A 16,346-nucleotide genomic window follows, 5' to 3' on the forward strand; every position below is an offset into this window, starting at 1 on the left:
CGCGCCACCAAACCGGGACGGTGTCACGCGCGGTGTCCTCGGCGCGCCGGTTACGGCAGAAAGACCAAGACGGCGAGTGCGTACAGTCCGACGGCCGTGGGCGTGAGGTATGCCTCCCAGTCGTTGATCCCTCTCTGCTCCGAGTCGTACATGGCGTGTTTGGTGCGTTGGACTCCGGCGAAGGTCCCCGCCATCGACAAGACCAGCCCGGAACCAACAATCCAGTTCACGCCGGTCGAGGTGAGGCTCCAGTGGACGTCGCACAAGCGGAGCACCAGGCCGAGTATGACGGGCGCACTGCTGACCGCGGCCACGTGGCCGGCCTTTCGGTAGGCGATCTCCTTGTTTTTGATCCACTGGCCGTCTGCCCACTCGGACTTGAGGTCCGCGTCGCTGGGGCCGGATTGCCAGCTGTCTGCGACGGCGAACGAGCTGAAGTACGTTGCCGCGAGCCCTCCCATACCGGTGGTGATCGCGAACAGGCCCTTCTGGTCCTTCAGGTAGATGGCGGCGAGGACCTCGAAGGACGCCAGGATCGATACGATGGAGATGGCTACGGGGACGCCGGTGTACATCACTGCCGGTGGGAGATTTGCCGTCTGGTCGCGTTCAGCGCCGATCGCGGCGAGACCGATGGACCCGGTCAGGCTGCCTATGGTGGCAACCACGAGCAGACCGCATGCCAGGGCCACTAATGTCTCCGAGCCCTTTGGCTTGTTCGATGTGAACAGGACCGTGACAGTGGGAATGGCGAGTGCCCCGAAAGCCCCGACGATGGGTGCGTAGGCTGCCGCGCCCTTTCGAATGTCGTAGCGTCCTTCGGCTGTTGTGGCTCCTGAACTGTTCCTCATGCGCGGACGCTAGGTCACCGGTGGCACCCAACAGGCCGAAACATAGATGCAGTTACGGATCTGATATGACATGGCATTGCATAGTATTCCTAATCATGACCCGGGCTGCAGCGGAGGCCGAGCGCTTCTCGGTGAAAGCCGAGCGTCGATGCGCGCCCGGGCGGTCGCCATCCGCCGCGCCGACACCCGCCGCGACGCCCCTGCTCTGACCGGCGTGCGCAGCCTTCTGGGGGCGCACTTCCACCTGTTGTCCGAGCGCCGTGCGCCGCCCCTTTTTCGGCAATCGCTGAGCAGCGGAACGTCCCGCCCGTCAGGCGTCCTTGAACTCCTGCCGCTGCCGCCCCAACCCCTCGATCTCCAGCTCCACGACGTCCCCGGCCCGCAGGAACGGCCTCGGCTCGGGTGCGCCCAGGGTCACCCCGGCCGGCGTCTCAAACACGGACTGAGCCTGGACCGGAGTCGTACCAGGCGGACGCGCGGGAGCTCATCTGTGCGGACCCATGGCCATCACCACCGGCAAGGACACCCTGCTCCGTCTCCTTCGCGCACTTCCCATCCCGGCGCCGGAGTTCGTCCCGTGTCTGGGGGTCGACGATTTCGCCGTGGGTCGTGGTCGTTGCCAACCCGGTGTGCGGGTTCTGTTGGTGATCAGCCGTGCGAAGCACAGGGGCGGCAGGCCGCTGCACTGGCGGAGCGGGAAGGCGACGATGTGGCTGAGGAGTTTGCGTTGCCAGCGTGACCACAGGTGCCATGCATCGCGGGCCCAGACCGGTTGGAGGTGGTAGCGGTCGACGAGCTGGCCGATGACGGACTCCACCCGTCGTCGCCTGCAAGTCAAGCCGGGTGGCAGGCATGCGGCCGACCGCGGATTGCCGTAGGGCGGACGGCTCCGACCACACGCCCATCAGCCTCTTCCCACCTCAGCTTTTCCCTTGAGAGGAGCCGCACCCCACCGCGTTCGCATGTGAAGCGGGACGTTCTTCGGCGAGCCATCGGGCTAGCGCGGTCAGGGTGAGTTCGACGCTGTCCGTCATGTAGCGGCGGAGCGCGTCCAGGTCGGCGCGCGTGGTGCCCAGCACCGGATCGAGACGCAGCAACTGCCAGGATTGCTGGACGACGGTTCCGCGCCCCTGGGGGCGGAAGGTCCAGCTCCAGTGCACGATGCCGTTCTCGGCGCCGCCGACGACGAAGCCGAAAGCCGCCCCCGGGTCGGCCTGCACGATCTGGGAGCGGGTGGTCCACTCCTTGCCGTCCCGGCGGTTTCGGCCGCTGAACCAGGCGCCGACTCGGGGTCCGGCGCCGAGGTCAAAGGCGACGTCACTGGCGTTGGGACTCCACCGGCCGATCGCGGACACGTCGCTGATCAGCTCGTAGACACGGGCTGGCGCAGCGTCGACCCAAGCGCGCCTGGTGAAGGCGAAGTCGGCTGCGTCGAGATCCTCGCAGGGGTTGTCTTCGGCGGTGATGGCGCTCAAGGTGACCTCCTGGGTGCGCGCGGGATGCCGGAACGGCTGCACCCCACTTCACCGGCAGTGAGGCCGGGGAGCCAGACACACTGCTGACTATCCACAACTGGGGCAGGCTGGCTGTTCGGAGGCGGCCCATACTTCGGAACCATGAACGCAAAATCGCAGCTCGGGGACTTTCTGCAGGCGCGGCGGTCGCAGTTGCGCCCGGAGGATGTCGGCGTGCCCACCTACGGCGAGCGTCGGCGTGTGCCGGGTCTTCGGCGTGAGGAGCTGGCGCTGCTTGCTGGCGTGAGTGCTTCCTACTACACCAGGCTGGAGCAGGGGCAGTCACTGAGCGCATCGCCCGAGGTATTGGACGCGCTCGCTGTGGCTCTGCGGCTGGACGAGTCCGAGCGGCGGTACCTGCACGACCTGGCCCGCCTGGGCAGGCATCGCGCCCAGCGCCGGCGGCCCGCGCCGGAGCGGGTGACGCCGGCGACCCGCCAGTTGCTGGACGTGCTGGCGGACGTTCCCGCGATCGTGCTGGGCCGACGCACCGATGTGCTGGCGTGGAACCGCCTGGGCCACGCGCTGTTCGCCGGGCACTTGGACCGTGGTGCCCCCGACCTGCCGGCGCAGCGCCCCAACATGGCCAGGCTGGTGTTCCTCGACTCTCATGTCCGTGGCCTGTACGCGGACTGGCCGAGCAAGGCCAGGGCGGTGGTGGGGAATCTGCGCGTGGTGGCGGGCCGGCACCCGGAGGACGTGGCGCTGCACGCGCTGCTGGGCGAACTGTCCGCGAAGAGTGCCGTGTTCGCCTCGATGTGGGCCGACCACCGGATCAAAGCGTGCACTGTCGCCGCCTACGAGATGTGCCACCCGCTGGTCGGGTCGCTGACGGTCCTTCAGCAGACCCTGAGCCACGGTCCGGGCCCCATCGTGGTGGTCGCCACCACGGAAACGGGCTCGCCCTCGCGGGCCGCTCTGGCCCTGCTCGCCCAGGCCACCACGCAGGCCGGCTTCTTGGCCGACCCGGCGCAGACGCGGCCACGGGTCGCCGAGGGCTGATCCCCCACAACGGCTGCGGGAGCTCGGCCGCAACGAGCCACCACCCATCCCACCCGGGCACGGCCAACGACCGGACCTCGACCAGGGCACCGTCCTGCGCATCCCCATCCTTCGGGACGGACGCGCCGGCGGGATCCGGACCAAGGCCACCGATATGCCGGGGATCGACGACATCGCCTTCACCGGCCACGGCGACCAGCTGCTCGCCGCCCTCGACGGGCCCAACAAAGTCGTACTCGTCCAGCCCGACGGCAGCCACTCCACCGTGCTGACCTCAGCCGACGGCCTGCAGAACCCCACGTCCATCGCCCTGCGCGGCGACACCGTCTACGTGCTGAGCGCCGGCTGGCTCACCGCCAAGGACCCCAACCTCATCCTCGCCCACCTGGACCGGTAGGGCCGCAGGCACCGGCACAGACCCCGTGCGAAGCATGCCGACCCGTCCCAGACCGGCGCATTCCGTCGCGCCGGGACGGCCGGTCACACCACCCAGAGCCCCCGAAGTACCCGAACACTACGGAGAAACACCATGCAGGACGCGTACGACATCACCTTGGGTGATGTCACCATCACCCGAGTCGAGGAGATGCACGGGCCGGTCATGCCCGCGGACCAGTTCTTCCCGGACCTGCCCGAGCAGGCCTGGCAGGACCACCGCGACACGCTCGTGCCCGACCACCTGGGTGCCGACGGCGCCATGGTGCACGTCGCCATGCAGACCTGGCTGCTGCGCAGCCGCGGCCGGACCATCCTGATCGACACCGGCGTCGGCAACGACAAGACCCGCCCGGCCGTCGAAGCCTGGGACCACCTGAAGCTGGACTACCTCGGCAATCTCGCCCGGGCCGGCGTGCGGCCCGAGGAGGTCGACCTGGTGGTCAATACCCATCTGCACGTCGACCACGTCGGCTGGAACACACGGCTGATCGACGGCGCCTGGGTGCCGACGTTCCCGAACGCCACCTACCTGATGCCGAAGGCAGACTTCGAGTTCTGGAACCCGGCGAACAACCCGGGCATCGCCGGCGGTGTCAACGAGAACGTGTTCGAGGACAGCATCGCCCCCCTGCACGCCGCGGGCCAGGCCCAGCTGTGGGAGACGAGCCACCTCATCGACGCGCACCTGCGCCTGGAAGCAGCCCCCGGCCACACCCCCGGTTCCAGTGTCGTCAAGCTGCACTCCGGAAGCGACCGGGCGCTGTTCGCCGGCGACTTGGTGCACACCCCGCTGCAGGTCTCCTTCCCGGACCACAACAGCTGCTTCTGCGAGGACCCGGCGCAATCCCGTACGACCCGCCGCAGGCTGCTCGGCTGGGCCGCCGACCACAACGCCCTCGTACTGCCTGCCCACTTCAGCGGCCACAGCGCCCTGGAAATCGAGGACCAGGGCAGCGACTTCGCGATCAAGAAGTGGGCGCCGTTCACCCGGTACTGACACCGAGGTCCTGTGAAAGGAATGTCGATGTACCACCATCGCGACCCGGTCGTGATCACCGCAAAGGGAGCGGTTCGCGGCCTGCGCCAGGACGGCACCGCCGCCTTCCTGAACATCCCCTACGCCGCCCCACCCCTTGGCGCCGGCCGATTCGCGCCGCCGCAGCGGCACGAGCCGTGGGACGGTGTACGGGACGCCACCGAGCTCGGGCCCAACGCGCCGCAGTCCGAGCGCAAGCTCGGTAGCGTGGACATGTCCCCCTACTTCGGTACCGGCTGGGCCCGCGGGGAGGACTACCTCACCGTGAACGTCTTCACGCCCGCCGCCGCGGGCGGTGGCCTGCCCGTGATGGTGTTCGTCCACGGCGGCGCATTCGTCGCCGGGTCGACGCGGTCAGCGATGTACGACGGCTCCGCCTTCGCCCGCGACGGCGTCGTCCTGGTCACCCTCAACTACCGGCTCGGCATCGCAGGGTTCCTCCACCTCCCCGAAGCGCCCGCCAACCGCGGTCTGCTCGACGTCGTCGCAGCGCTGCGCTGGGTCCAGGAGAACATCGCCGCCTTCGGCGGTGACCCGCACAACGTCACCCTCTTCGGCCAGTCGGCCGGGGCGACCATCGTCGGTGGCATCCTCGCCACTCCCGAAGCCACGGGCTTCTTCCGCCGGGCGATCGTCCAAAGCGGCAGCGGCCTGGCCGCGTTCACGACCGAACAGGCCGCCCGCGTCACCCGGGCAGCTGCCGAATCCCTGGGCATCGAACCCCGCGCCGCCGCCTTCGCGGAGGTCTCCGACGAGCGCCTGGCCGAGGCCGCCTCCCGGCTCGCGGGCATCGACCTGCAGACCGAGACGCACAGCGACCCGCTGGTCGGGCTCAGCCCCTTCAGCCTGGTCCTCGACACACAGCCCGCCCAGTCCGTCGCCGCCGGACTCGGCAACGACATCGATCTGCTCATCGGGACCACTGCAGAGGAGGGAAACCTCTATTTGGTCCCCTTGGGCAAGTACGACACCTCGACGGCCCGGGACGTCGACGCCGTGGCGGCGCGCTCGCACCCGAATCCGGCAGAGCTCATCGAGACATACAAGAAGGCACGCCCCAAGGCGTCCTTCGGCGAGTTGAGGTCCGCCATCCTGGGCGACGCCCTGTTCGGCGCGGGCAGCTGGGCCCTGGCCGAAGCACATGCCGCCCACCCCGAGTCCGCCACCTTCTGCTACGAGTTCGCGTGGCGCTCCCACGCCCTGGACGGAAGGCTCGGCGCCACCCACACGATGGAACTCCCCTTCGTCTTCGACCTCCCACACCTGCCCCAGTTGCACGGACCAGGCGGATTGCTGGGCCCCGCCAAGCCCCCCGCGGACCTCGCCGCCCGCATGCACGAGACCTGGGTCCGGTTCGCCAGGACCGGCAACCCCGGCTGGGACCCGTACGACACCGAGCGCCGGCCCACGATGCGCATCGACGCCGAATGGACCCAGCTCGACGACCCCCGCGGACAGGAACGGCAGGCCTGGACCCAGCCTGCCGCACCCAGCCCTGTACGCGCTCCCCTCAAGGACACTCCATGACCACAACCGTCATCACCACCGAGAGCGCACCCACCCTGGCAGCCCCGCTGTCCAGGGCGTCCGCAAGGGCCACGTCGTGATGCTGCGCGCCCATCTCTCCGACCCTTACAGCCGGTTCTCGGCCACCAGTTCGCGCAGGGATTCCGCCTCTGCGTGGACGAGGGCGAGGTCGGTCGGCTGGGCTACCTGTCGCTCGGCGTCGGCGATGACAATGCGGGCTTGTTCTGCGATCGCCGCGCGCCGCTCGGCATCGTTGCTGATCACGGCGGCGCAATTGTGCAGCAGCCGAAGCAGGGCATGGACGACAGTGGGTTCACGAGCCCCGTAGCGTCGGATGAGCCCGCACATCACAGCGAGGTATTCCGGGAACCGCCGCCCGGGAATGATCACGACTGCGCCGCTGTCGTCCCGGACGACGTGGTTTCCCAGTGGTCTCTGCGAGAGCGAGCAAAAGATCACGGACAGGTGATCGATGGCCTGAACCGCTGTGTAGGGATCATTGATCGCCGGAGACAGTGCCTTGCAGGCTACGTCGACCAGTTGCCGGATTCCGAGCGCGGCGTCCTGTTCCAGGGTGCGCTCGAATCCGATGCGGACCCCGACGCCCAGCACCCGCGAGAACTTCTGGGGGTCAGGAGCGGGATCGCGCGGTGAATCGCGCCAGATCCACGCCAGCGTCGTTCCGCTGACGATGTGTTCGCCGACCCGGGGCCGCAGCCGCAGGCAGACTCCCTCCTCGGCCGCGGCCGGCAGCAGCAGGTGAGGACGCACCACCTGCACGTACCCGGAGTGCTGGGCGGCGATGGGCACGGCCCACTCCGGTGCGTCGATGGGATCCTCGCCGCCGGCGAAGACCTCTTCGCGGATCACCTGGACGGTGTTGCGCTCCACGACGTTCATGATCGCGTCCACCTGGATGGAGTGCACGAGATGGTCGGCGAAGAACACCAGCAGACCGAGGCTGACGAAGAGCAGGACAAGCGCGCCGCTCACCGCGAACCGCGGAAAGCTCTCCGAGCGGCCCCCGCCCGAGACCCCGACCGTGTAAAGACCGGCCGCGCTGTAGGCGAAGGTCGCCACGAAGACGCTGAGCACGATCTGATTGGGCCGGTCGCGAAGAAAGTTGCGCAGCAGCCGGGGCGAGAACTGGGTGGACGACAGTTGCAGCGCGACCACGGTCAGGCCCAGCAGCACCGCGATGACCGTCACCATCGTCCCGGCGATTCCGATCAGCAACGGCCGGGCATCGTCAGCGGTCCCCTGGAATGCCAGCGGCGAGCCTTCACCGGTCTTGATCAAGGACAGCAGTGCCCCGGCGACCAGAGCTCCCAGCACGGACAGCGTGGGAAGCACCCACAGCGACCCGCGCACGTACTCCGCCAGCGCATCACGTCGGATCATGTCCAACCCCTCACTGTCAGGCCTTGATCAAAAGTGCCCGGGTACGGTCCGGGATCAATCGATCGGATGTCACCCGTCGACTGCGCCTTTCACGTGCCTCTCATAGCCTTCTTCCTCCAGCCGCTCCGCGAGTTCCGGCCCGCCGGATTCGACGATCCGGCCGTCGGCGAAGACGTGGACGTGATCGGGGGCGACATACCGAAGGATCCGCGTGTAGTGGGTGATCAGGAGTGTGGCGACGTGCCCGGCGGCGCGGACCCGGTTGACGCCCTCGGAGACGATGCGCAGGGCGTCGATGTCCAGGCCGGAGTCGGTCTCGTCGAGGATCGCGATCTTCGGCTGGAACAGTTCGAGCTGGAGGATCTCGTGCCGCTTCTTCTCTCCGCCGGAGAAGCCCTCGTTCACGTTGCGCTCGGCGAAGGAAGGATCTATCTGGAGCCGCTCCATCGCCTCGCGGACCTCCCGCATCCAGGTCCGCAGTTTCGGTGCCTGGCCGCGTACTGCGGTGGCGGCCGAGCGCAGGAAGTTCGACACCGACACGCCCGGAACCTCGACCGGGTACTGCATGGCCAGGAACATCCCGGCCCGTGCCCGCTCGTCGACCTTCATCGCCAGCACGTCCTCGCCGTCCAGGGTGACCGTGCCGGAGGTGACCTGGTATTTCGGGTGGCCGGCGAGTGCGTAGGCGAGAGTGGTCTTGCCGGAGCCGTTGGGCCCCATGATCGCGTGTGTCTCGCCTTGCCGGACGGTCAGATCGACCCCGCGCAGGATCTGGTGTGGACCGGCGTCGGTCTGCACCGAGCAGTACAGACCGTGGATCTCAAGTGTCGCCATGTGTCTCACCACCTGTGCGTTGTTCACCGTATGACGGACCGGTGGACGGCCTCGCTGCGCGGCGACCACTCTCCGGTGCGGGCAGCCGAGGCGCCCGCCCCATACCGGCGATCGTGACGGCGAGTGCGACGCCGGACACTCCCAGCCACGGGGGTCCAGGAGTCAGTCGCGAGGCTGGTGATCGGCGCGGCGGCAGGTCCACCGGCCCGGTCTGTCCCTGTGAGCGATGCGCCGCATACCGTGACCGCGCCCGCCGCGGCTGTGGCGGCCGCGAGTCGCCGACTGCGTTACCACTGATCGTTCGGTGGCCTCCTTCCCGAGCCGCGTTCGGATCCAGACGCCGAGCGGCCTCATCTCCAGCATGCGCCGCCATCTACGACCGCAGACTTCGGGCGCGGATATCGAGACCGCTGTGACGGACCGGCCCGCCTACGTCCTCGGGCCTGCGGGTACCGGTCGACCGTGGCGATCGCCAGGTTCGTGGGCATGATCTCGTCGAAGCCGGAGAGGGCTGGTTCGAGCCGGCGGCTTACGGCTCACGGCTTACGGCTGCGCGCCGGCAGCCCACGTCGTGTCAGACGGGTATCCGCTCTGGGCCCGCGCTGTGCTCGACCTCTGGGCCCGTGCGCCACAGGGCGGCCGAGAGCCACATCAGGATGACGCCGACCAGGATGTGCAGCGCGCTGATGAGCAGGGAGTCCGGCACCGGCGGTGCCAGGCCCTCGATGACATCGACCCGGGCTGTTGCCCGCCCTGGCCCATCGACTGGCAGCGGCACTTCCGCCTCGCCTGGCACCACCGGCAGACCGGCGGCACGCTGCACTCGAAAGCTGGTGAACTCGTCGTCGACGGCGCGGACATCAGCAATTGGCTGGCCCCGCAGGCCCACTCCTTCAGCAAACTGACCGTCACCCAGCAGTGGATGCTCACCGCAACGCTCGGCTTCACGCCCGCCCCGGCCCCGCGCAAGCTCAGCCGCGCCGAGCAACGCGCTCAACCTGGCGGCCGCCCACCAGTTCCACGCCAGGGATGGACACCTCGACGTCCCCCGCTCCCACCGTGAGCCCGTCGACGGAACCGACGTCGGGCTTGGCGCCTGGATAGACAACATGCGCGCTCGGCAAGCCGGCCAGCCCGACGATCTCAAGGACACGCTCACTGCGCTCGACATGCGTTGGTAGGGGGCCGACCATGCTCATGTCGGATGAACTGTGGGCGCTCATCGAGCCGTTGCTGCCCGAGCCGGTGCCGAAGCTGGTCGCGGGGCGGCCGCGGGTGCCGGACCGGCAGGCCTTGTGCGGGATCCTGTTCCTCCTGCACACCGGTATCCAGTGGGAGTACCTGCCGCAGGAGCTCGGCTTCGGTTCGGGCATGACCTGCTGGCGGCGCCTGGCCGCATGGGACGAGGCCGGCGCCTGGGACCAACTCCATGCGGTGCCGCTGGAGAAGCTGCGCTCGAAGGGCAAGTTGGACTGGCCCCAGGCGGCTGAGCCCGGCCCGCGGAGGTCTACTTCCTTCCCGCTTCTCCAGTTCGAGTTCGTCAACGACGGCTTCGCCTGGAACGACCTGACCACGCCGGATACCTGTCCACATCTACCCGCAGGCGGCGGCAGACTTGACTTTCGGCACTCCCCCGTATGTGACATTGGAGAAACCTTCTCCCAAGTCTCCCGGGCCCCACTGGTGCAGTTCGGTTTCACGGCGCATCCAGGACCGTCCATCCCGATCCGAGAACGTTACGGAATCCAAGCTCCAGCCGCGTAGGTCGCGAAACGACTTCGCCTTCCCGAACACTCGGCTTCCTGCGCCCAACCGCTTCTCTTCATAGAGCAGTTCCGTGCAGGGCGCGATCGTGACCTGCAAAAGATAGGATTCCTCACTCTGTTCACCCTCGTAGAAGGTGAACACGACGGTTACTCAAGGCTGTCCCGTAACCAGCCGCGCCACCCCCTAGGACCTCGGCGCCCGCTAAGGCGGGGCCAAGGATCAACCCGGGAAGACTGGGATTAGATTCCTTCGCATGTCTTCGCATCTCAGTCATGGCGCCTCGGGAGCCTTGCGACGCTTCGCCGGATGGATTGCTCGAGGGTCGGTGGGCCATCCGATGTTGGACGGGATCGATTACTGGGAAGAGCTGCGCGAGTCGCCCTCCCAGATGGAGACCTGCGTCGCGATCTTCGCCAACGTCCTCGAACTGGACGAGCAGGGCGAACCGGTCAATGAGAAGTACGCGGAGCGCCGGGCTGCAACCTATCTCTACGCATACTGCACCGGGAAGCTGCCACCGGGGGAGCCGGACATCGAGCCCTGGGAATGCGAACTTTATTGACCGTCACCGTGCGACGCTATTCGAGTAAGGCCGACCCCGCCCGCGACTCCCCTGCGGGGGGCTATCCGGTCAGGGCGAGGTTGTGCAGGCGGGCGATGCCATGCATCGCGTGCTGCACTCCATCGCCTCTCAGGCGGCAGTCGCGCAGGATCTTCCAGGTCTTCATCCGGGCGAAGACGTGCTCCACGCGGGCGCGAACCTGCTTGTGGGACTTGTTGTGTGCCTGTTTCCAGTCGGGCAGATCCTCTCCCTTGCGGCGGCGATGCGGCATGACGAGCCCGGTACCCGGGTAGCCGCCATCGGCGATGGTCATCGTGTTGCCGACGGCGGACTTCGCACCAGACTCCGCCCAGGCCAGGCAGTCGTTGCGATTGCCCGGCAACGGCCGGCCGATCACCACGATCAGACGGGTGTCGGCGTCGATGACCACCTGATGATGGGTGGAATAGCGATAGTTCTTCGACTGCTCGGCCACCTTGTGGTCCCGGGTGGGTACCAGGGTGCCGTCCACGATCAGAACCGCGTCCTTGGCGAACCGCTGGCGTGGACGCAGCGCAAACCTCGGGCCGAGGTCGTCGATCACCCGGTGCGCGCCCGACTTCGACACCCGAACAGCGGGGCCAGTTGCCGCATCGTCAAGTTCGTCCGCCAGTACGCGGCGACCAGGAGCACCCGGTCCTCCAACGACAGCTTCCACGGCCGGCCCCGGCCCGGGAAGTCGGCACCCTCGCGACGCAGAGCGGTCACCAACCTGCCGAAGGCGCGGGGGCTCAGACCGGTGAACGGGGCTATCCAGGACGGCTCGGACGCCGTGATCACGCCTGACACGGTCGAGATCATCGCAAAGCAAGATCACTTACGGGACACCCTTTAGACCGTCGGTTAGCTTGCCTTCCTGTCTGGTCCCGGGCGACGAGGAAGGCCCGGACCGCTGTGGTCCGGGCCTTGCTGTCTGATCTCCTGGCCGTCCTCACCGCCAGTGTCCTCCGGCACGTCTTCGCCACCGTCGACGTCGTTCTCGGAGCGCCAACTGCCCTGCGCAGACGGGGATCGGCAAGCGCCTCGACACCGACCAGGCCATGGGGGACGAGACGCTGGAGTTCGAGGCGGGCCGGGTGATGGCGGAGGAGATCGCGGGACCGCTGGGAATTACCGGTACAGGACGATCGAGTTGATCGGGGTCAGGTTCAGGTACTCCCCGTAGCCGGGACCCAGCACTTTGCTGCAGTCGCCGGTGCCGTTGTAACCGGTGCACAGCTTCACGTATGCGTCCTCGAACGGGCCGTTCTGGTTGTTCAGGACCCAGTGCTCGTTGACCTGGTTCGACAGGTTGTAGGTGCCGTAGCGGAAGTACTTGTTGGTGATGTCTCCGGCGCCGATGTTGCTGTAGCGGCCCTCGGCGTAGATGCAGACGTTGCCGTCCGGGCAGCCGGCCCAGTCCGCCTGAGCGGCGGCGGAGGCGCCGGTCGCGCCCGTGAGCACGGTGGTGCCGGTCGCAGCGGCGACGGCGGCCACGGCCAGCAGATTGCGGAGCTTGTTCCTCATGGTGGTTCCCTTCCTGGCTCTGTTTGACATGTCTCATGCCTACCAGGGGGCGTTGCCGGGCGGGTACCTGACAGATGTCAGGGTGGACACGTGGGAGTTGTCCGGAGCGAAGGACGCCGTCGGCACCGCCACCGTGATCGCCGACGGCGGCTACCGCGGCACCGGCCTGGCCATCCCGCACCGCCGCGAACCTGGCCAGACCGAACTCCCGCCCTGGAAAGAGGAACACAACGCGTCTCACCGCAAGGTCCGTGCCCGCGTCGAGCACGCCTTCGCCCGGATGAAGACCTGGAAGATCCTCCGCGACTGCCGTCTCAAAGGGCGATGGCGACCACCACGCGATGCTCGGCATCGCCCGCCTGCACAACCTCGCCCTCGCCGGGTGACGAAGGGCAGGCAGGTCAACGAACCCGTCGTAGATCATTTATGGGACAGCGCTTCGGTACACCGGATCCGACGATCCGTTCAAGACGTGTACGACGGGGGCTCCACCGTTCTCGTCCTCCCAGATGGATACACGCAATGCCTGTCTGCGAAGCGCCAGGTCAGCGTCTTCTTCGGACTGTTTCAGCTGGTCCTGGGACACAGCAGCACTGAACTTGGTGGACTGTGCTCGCCCCTTGCACGCGCGCTCCTCGCCGCCGCGCCCACTCCGGCCCGAGCCGCCGGTCTGACCAGAGCCCAACTGCGAGCCGTGCTGAAGCGGGCCGGTCGGCAGCGTGGCATCGAAGCCGAGGCGACACGTCTTCGCGCAGCCCTGCGCAGCCCGCAGATGCGCCAACTTCCGCTGGTCGAGGAGGCGATGGGCCGACAGACTGTGACCTTGCTGCGGAAGCTGGATGCCGCCTGCACCAGCGCGGACGAACTTGCCGAAGCGGCGGTGGAGACGTTTGAGGGGCACCCGGACTCCGAGATCATCACCAGCTTTCCCGGGCTCGGCTCGCTCACCGGAGCCCGGATACTTGCCGAGATCGGCGACAACCGGTCCCGCTTCGCCGACGCCCGGGCCCTCAAGTCCTACGCCGGAGCGGCACCGGTGACCCGGGCATCCGGCAAGAGCATGTCCGTCAAGGCCCGCCGCATCAAGAACCAGCGCCTCGCCGCTGCCGGCTACATCTGGGCCTTCGCCTCCCTGACTGCCTCATCCGGCGCCAGAGCCCATTACGACCGCAGACGCACCCACGGCGACCGCCACATCTCCGCCCTGCGCAATCTCTTCAACCGCATGGTCGGTTGCCTCCACCACTGCCTCGGCAACCGCGTCCGCTAGGACGAGGCCATCGCATTTCCCACCCAGCCCGAACCGGTCCTCGCGACGACAGCTTGACTCCTTAAACGCATCGGATGTCTGGTTGTCGACCGTCACCGAACCCCGCACGCCGTCACCCTCACCAGCGGCAACCGGCACGACGTCACCCAGCTTCTGTCGCTGCTCGACGCGGTCCCGCCGATTCGGGGTCTGCGGGGACATCCCCGCCGCACGCCACGGCGACTGTATATGCGGACCGGGGCTACGACTTCGACAAGTACCGCCGCCTGCTGTGGAAGCGGGGCATCAAGCCGTTGATCGCGCGACGCGGCGTCGCCCACGGTTCCGGACTGGGCCTGGTGCGCCGGGTCGTCGAGCGCGCCTTCGCCTGGCTGCACCAGTTCAGACGGCTCCGCACCCGCTACGAGCGACGTGCCGACCTCCATCAAGGCCTGCTCGGACTTGCCTGCAGCCTCACATGCCTGCGCCGTCTGCAAACCTCATGCCGAAACGATCAGTTGGCTACGCTGAACCACCCCGGCCGCACTTCGATCAGAAGCGGTTGCAGCGACCACACTGCGGACCGCAGGTCCTGATCTGTGACATCAAGAGGCTCCGGCAGGCTCAGCCCAAACCAGCGCAGCCGCCAGAGGTCGAAGACTTCGCTCCCGTCGGCTGCGAAGTCCACATCGACCTCAGTACCGTTGTCACACACGAAGCGGCACCCTGCCCCATGAACCGTGTAGGAGTAGGACCCGATGTGTCCTCTCCGGCTGAGCCGGCGCGAGCGGGCCAGGCCGAGGACATCTGCCACTCGCTCAAGCGAGGGGATCGCCACCCTCATGGCCGCGTCAATCGCGTTCAGAGCGTGGACGTAACCGAGCACGAGGTCTCGCTCAGCCCCCACGCGTTCCATACAGCGTCATCCCCTCGAGCCCGTGGCTGAAGGGATTGTTCCATGCGGCCGCCAGCGTCTCCGCAGGACAGCATTCTGAAACGATCAGTTAACAGGCACAGGGCAGTGGCCACGAGGTCCGACAGGCTCTCCGTCCGCCACGAGTCGACGGTGCTGGTCGCAGCCGAAAGCGAGTGGCTATGACCAGCACCTTCGCAATGGCCCTCAGACGACGTCGAATTCGTTGCCCTCGGGGTCCTGCATGGCGGCGGCGTAGAGCCCCATGTCCGGCTCATCCTTGATCCGCAGCACGGTGGCACCAGCTTTGACCAGCTGTTCCACCGCAGCCTTGACCCGCTGTGTGCGGACGTCCGGTGGGACGTCACGGCCCCCACCGACCTTCAGGTCGAAGTGCCACCGGTTCTTGGCGGCCTTCGGCTCCGGAACCTGCTGGAACCACACCCTCGGTCCACGTCCCGCGGGATCGATGATCGACTCCGGAATGTCCCCGGCACCGGCCGGCAACTCTGCCTCGGGTACCCCTACCGCCGCCCAGTAAGCACGCCACGTGGCGTGCCCGCCCGGCGGAGGCTCAGGCACATAGCCCAGGGCCTCGGCCCAGAAAGTCACCATTCTCTGCGGATCGGAGCAGTCGATCGTCAGCTGCACTGTCATTTCCATCCTCGGAGCATCCCAGGCAGGTCTGACAGTCGACCCACTCTCACAACAGTCCTCCATGTCCCTGACGGGACGCCTCGCCGGCGTGAAAGACGGAAGTGCGGCTGCCGCCGACGCCGGTACTCCTCCGCTCCCGGTCAGCCGCCCCCGATGGCCATCCGAGCTGGGGAGGAGCGCTGGAAAGTGCATGCGGATACGGAAGTGCCGGACCAGGCTGCGGAGTTGGTGGAGCGCGTCGCAGCGATCGACATCGCCAAGGCCTCGGGCACGGTGTGTATGCGCCTGCCTCATCCCAACAGGGAGACGCCGACGGTGACCCAACTCCGTCGCCGTACGTAGCGAATCCAGTAGCCGCATCAGATCAGACCGGTACAAGGCCATCCTGTCCTCATCCGGTCGAACTGCCCGTTCACGAGGGAGACTTGCGCGATGTCCTGCCTCTGTTCAGGGAGCGCTCCCCCACAGCGGAAGCACCCCCGGGCTCACACCGGCGCGTTCACGACCCTCGACCCGCTACGCCACTCGGCGGGACACCATCCCATTCCAGCAACAAGCCCGGACGTGATTCCCATCCGCAGAGGCTGACTCGCTCGAGGGAAACCCGCGCGACATGACCAGTGGCCGTTCACTATCGTCGCCGTGAGAAAGGACGTGGGCATGGCACTGGTGAAAAAGGGGTCGCGGCGCATATCCGTCGACGGCACTACCTACCGATGGAGACTTCGCCGAAGGCCCACCTACGACCAGGGACTGGTCTCGTCGCCCCTTACCTATGCAGTCGAGCACGCCGAGACTCCCGGCACCACGCTGGTGATCACTACCAACCAGCCGCACCCAAGCAACTGGCTCGGCACACAGGCCAACCCCGTCCGGCCCTCCGATGTTGCCGACAGCATTCGCACTGCTCGCGCCAGCGGATGGGCACCCGAAAGCCCCGGTTCACCATTCCATCTCGACCAGTCAGAGGGCTTCGCCTCCTCCCACTGACTCACCCACCTCGAAGGACTCATGGCCAACTCGAGCCGCCCGGCGGGAGTGTGCCGGAGC

The 16,346-nt window shown here is 67.5% G+C and carries 16 protein-coding genes and 7 pseudogenes; 13 read left to right on the top strand and 10 right to left on the bottom strand.

What is annotated here, in order from left to right:
- Window positions 1-50: 50 nt before the first annotated feature.
- From EJ357_RS01095 to EJ357_RS01105, 3 genes and pseudogenes are all read right to left on the bottom strand, one after another.
- A complete protein-coding gene (locus EJ357_RS01095) occupies window positions 51-851 on the bottom strand; it encodes a hypothetical protein (RefSeq protein WP_126387739.1) in 801 nt (266 codons plus the stop codon).
- Between the two features lie 310 nt (window positions 852-1,161).
- Window positions 1,162-1,281: pseudogene (locus EJ357_RS01100) on the bottom strand (fumarylacetoacetate hydrolase family protein); the annotation flags it as partial.
- Between the two features lie 490 nt (window positions 1,282-1,771).
- The gene (locus tag EJ357_RS01105) at window positions 1,772-2,326 is read right to left on the bottom strand and encodes an SRPBCC family protein (protein ID WP_126387741.1); all 555 of its coding nucleotides are present in this window, start codon (window positions 2,324-2,326) and stop codon (window positions 1,772-1,774) included.
- Between the two features lie 141 nt (window positions 2,327-2,467).
- Here EJ357_RS01105 and EJ357_RS01110 point away from each other — a divergent pair, with 141 nt between their 5' ends.
- From EJ357_RS01110 to EJ357_RS01125, 4 genes are all read left to right on the top strand, one after another.
- On the top strand, window positions 2,468-3,367 hold the full coding sequence (locus EJ357_RS01110; protein WP_126387743.1) for a helix-turn-helix domain-containing protein: 900 nt from the start codon (window positions 2,468-2,470) through the stop codon (window positions 3,365-3,367).
- Between the two features lie 154 nt (window positions 3,368-3,521).
- Entirely contained in the window at window positions 3,522-3,764 is a 243-nt protein-coding gene (locus EJ357_RS01115; RefSeq protein WP_323377774.1) for a hypothetical protein, read from the top strand.
- A gap of 132 nt (window positions 3,765-3,896) precedes the next feature.
- Entirely contained in the window at window positions 3,897-4,802 is a 906-nt protein-coding gene (locus tag EJ357_RS01120; protein WP_126387745.1) for an MBL fold metallo-hydrolase, read from the top strand.
- A 27-nt stretch (window positions 4,803-4,829) separates the two neighbouring features.
- Window positions 4,830-6,368: a carboxylesterase/lipase family protein gene (locus EJ357_RS01125; protein WP_126387747.1), complete on the top strand. Its 1,539-nt coding sequence runs from the start codon at window positions 4,830-4,832 to the stop codon at window positions 6,366-6,368.
- A gap of 105 nt (window positions 6,369-6,473) precedes the next feature.
- On the opposite strand, the gene EJ357_RS01130 is transcribed toward EJ357_RS01125, so the two are convergent.
- From EJ357_RS01130 to EJ357_RS48025, 3 genes are all read right to left on the bottom strand, one after another.
- Window positions 6,474-7,769, bottom strand: coding sequence for a DUF2254 domain-containing protein (locus tag EJ357_RS01130; RefSeq protein WP_126387749.1), 1,296 nt, complete (start codon window positions 7,767-7,769; stop codon window positions 6,474-6,476).
- A gap of 69 nt (window positions 7,770-7,838) precedes the next feature.
- The gene (gene sufC / locus EJ357_RS01135; RefSeq protein WP_126387752.1) at window positions 7,839-8,603 is read right to left on the bottom strand and encodes a Fe-S cluster assembly ATPase SufC; all 765 of its coding nucleotides are present in this window, start codon (window positions 8,601-8,603) and stop codon (window positions 7,839-7,841) included.
- 574 nt (window positions 8,604-9,177) lie between these two features.
- On the bottom strand, window positions 9,178-9,600 hold the full coding sequence (locus EJ357_RS48025) for a hypothetical protein (RefSeq protein WP_175647256.1): 423 nt from the start codon (window positions 9,598-9,600) through the stop codon (window positions 9,178-9,180).
- A gap of 1 nt (window position 9,601) precedes the next feature.
- Here EJ357_RS48025 and EJ357_RS48030 point away from each other — a divergent pair, with 1 nt between their 5' ends.
- From EJ357_RS48030 to EJ357_RS01150, 3 genes and pseudogenes are all read left to right on the top strand, one after another.
- Window positions 9,602-9,784 carry a helicase associated domain-containing protein gene (locus EJ357_RS48030; RefSeq protein WP_175647798.1) on the top strand — a complete coding sequence of 61 codons (183 nt, stop codon included), beginning with the start codon at window positions 9,602-9,604 and terminating at the stop codon, window positions 9,782-9,784.
- A 10-nt stretch (window positions 9,785-9,794) separates the two neighbouring features.
- A pseudogene (locus EJ357_RS48920) lies at window positions 9,795-10,091 on the top strand (transposase); the annotation flags it as partial.
- Between the two features lie 532 nt (window positions 10,092-10,623).
- Window positions 10,624-10,932 (top strand): DUF7677 family protein, encoded by a 309-nt coding sequence (locus EJ357_RS01150; protein WP_126387756.1) that lies wholly within the window; start codon window positions 10,624-10,626, stop codon window positions 10,930-10,932.
- 61 nt (window positions 10,933-10,993) lie between these two features.
- Here the strand turns inward: EJ357_RS01150 and EJ357_RS01155 are convergent.
- Window positions 10,994-11,760, bottom strand: a pseudogene (locus tag EJ357_RS01155) (transposase).
- 233 nt (window positions 11,761-11,993) lie between these two features.
- On the opposite strand from EJ357_RS01155, the pseudogene EJ357_RS48925 reads away from it, so the two are divergent.
- A pseudogene (locus EJ357_RS48925) lies at window positions 11,994-12,107 on the top strand (DUF5063 domain-containing protein); the annotation flags it as partial.
- On the opposite strand, the gene EJ357_RS01165 reads toward EJ357_RS48925, so the two are convergent.
- Window positions 12,082-12,477, bottom strand: a complete 396-nt coding sequence (locus EJ357_RS01165) for a hypothetical protein (RefSeq protein WP_126387758.1) — start codon at window positions 12,475-12,477, stop codon at window positions 12,082-12,084. The pseudogene EJ357_RS48925 and the gene EJ357_RS01165 overlap by 26 nt on opposite strands.
- A gap of 91 nt (window positions 12,478-12,568) precedes the next feature.
- Here EJ357_RS01165 and EJ357_RS01170 point away from each other — a divergent pair.
- From EJ357_RS01170 to EJ357_RS01180, 3 pseudogenes are all read left to right on the top strand, one after another.
- A pseudogene (locus tag EJ357_RS01170) lies at window positions 12,569-12,863 on the top strand (transposase); the annotation flags it as partial.
- Window positions 12,864-13,078: 215 nt separating this feature from the next.
- Window positions 13,079-13,747: pseudogene (locus EJ357_RS50675) on the top strand (transposase); the annotation flags it as partial.
- 102 nt (window positions 13,748-13,849) lie between these two features.
- Window positions 13,850-14,226 (top strand): annotated as a pseudogene (locus tag EJ357_RS01180) (transposase); the annotation flags it as partial.
- Between the two features lie 14 nt (window positions 14,227-14,240).
- Here the strand turns inward: EJ357_RS01180 and EJ357_RS01185 are convergent.
- Window positions 14,241-14,642, bottom strand: coding sequence for a DUF6896 domain-containing protein (locus tag EJ357_RS01185; protein WP_126387760.1), 402 nt, complete (start codon window positions 14,640-14,642; stop codon window positions 14,241-14,243).
- Between the two features lie 204 nt (window positions 14,643-14,846).
- Window positions 14,847-15,302 carry a VOC family protein gene (locus EJ357_RS01190; protein WP_126387762.1) on the bottom strand — a complete coding sequence of 152 codons (456 nt, stop codon included), beginning with the start codon at window positions 15,300-15,302 and terminating at the stop codon, window positions 14,847-14,849.
- Window positions 15,303-15,482: 180 nt separating this feature from the next.
- Between EJ357_RS01190 and EJ357_RS48035 the strand changes: the two genes are divergently transcribed.
- Window positions 15,483-15,638: a hypothetical protein gene (locus EJ357_RS48035; RefSeq protein WP_175647257.1), complete on the top strand. Its 156-nt coding sequence runs from the start codon at window positions 15,483-15,485 to the stop codon at window positions 15,636-15,638.
- A 318-nt stretch (window positions 15,639-15,956) separates the two neighbouring features.
- Window positions 15,957-16,286, top strand: a complete 330-nt coding sequence (locus EJ357_RS01195; protein ID WP_126387764.1) for a hypothetical protein — start codon at window positions 15,957-15,959, stop codon at window positions 16,284-16,286.
- Window positions 16,287-16,346 lie beyond the last annotated feature (60 nt).

Source organism: Streptomyces cyaneochromogenes (assembly GCF_003963535.1).
Classification (GTDB): Bacteria; Actinomycetota; Actinomycetes; order Streptomycetales; family Streptomycetaceae; genus Streptomyces; species Streptomyces shaanxiensis.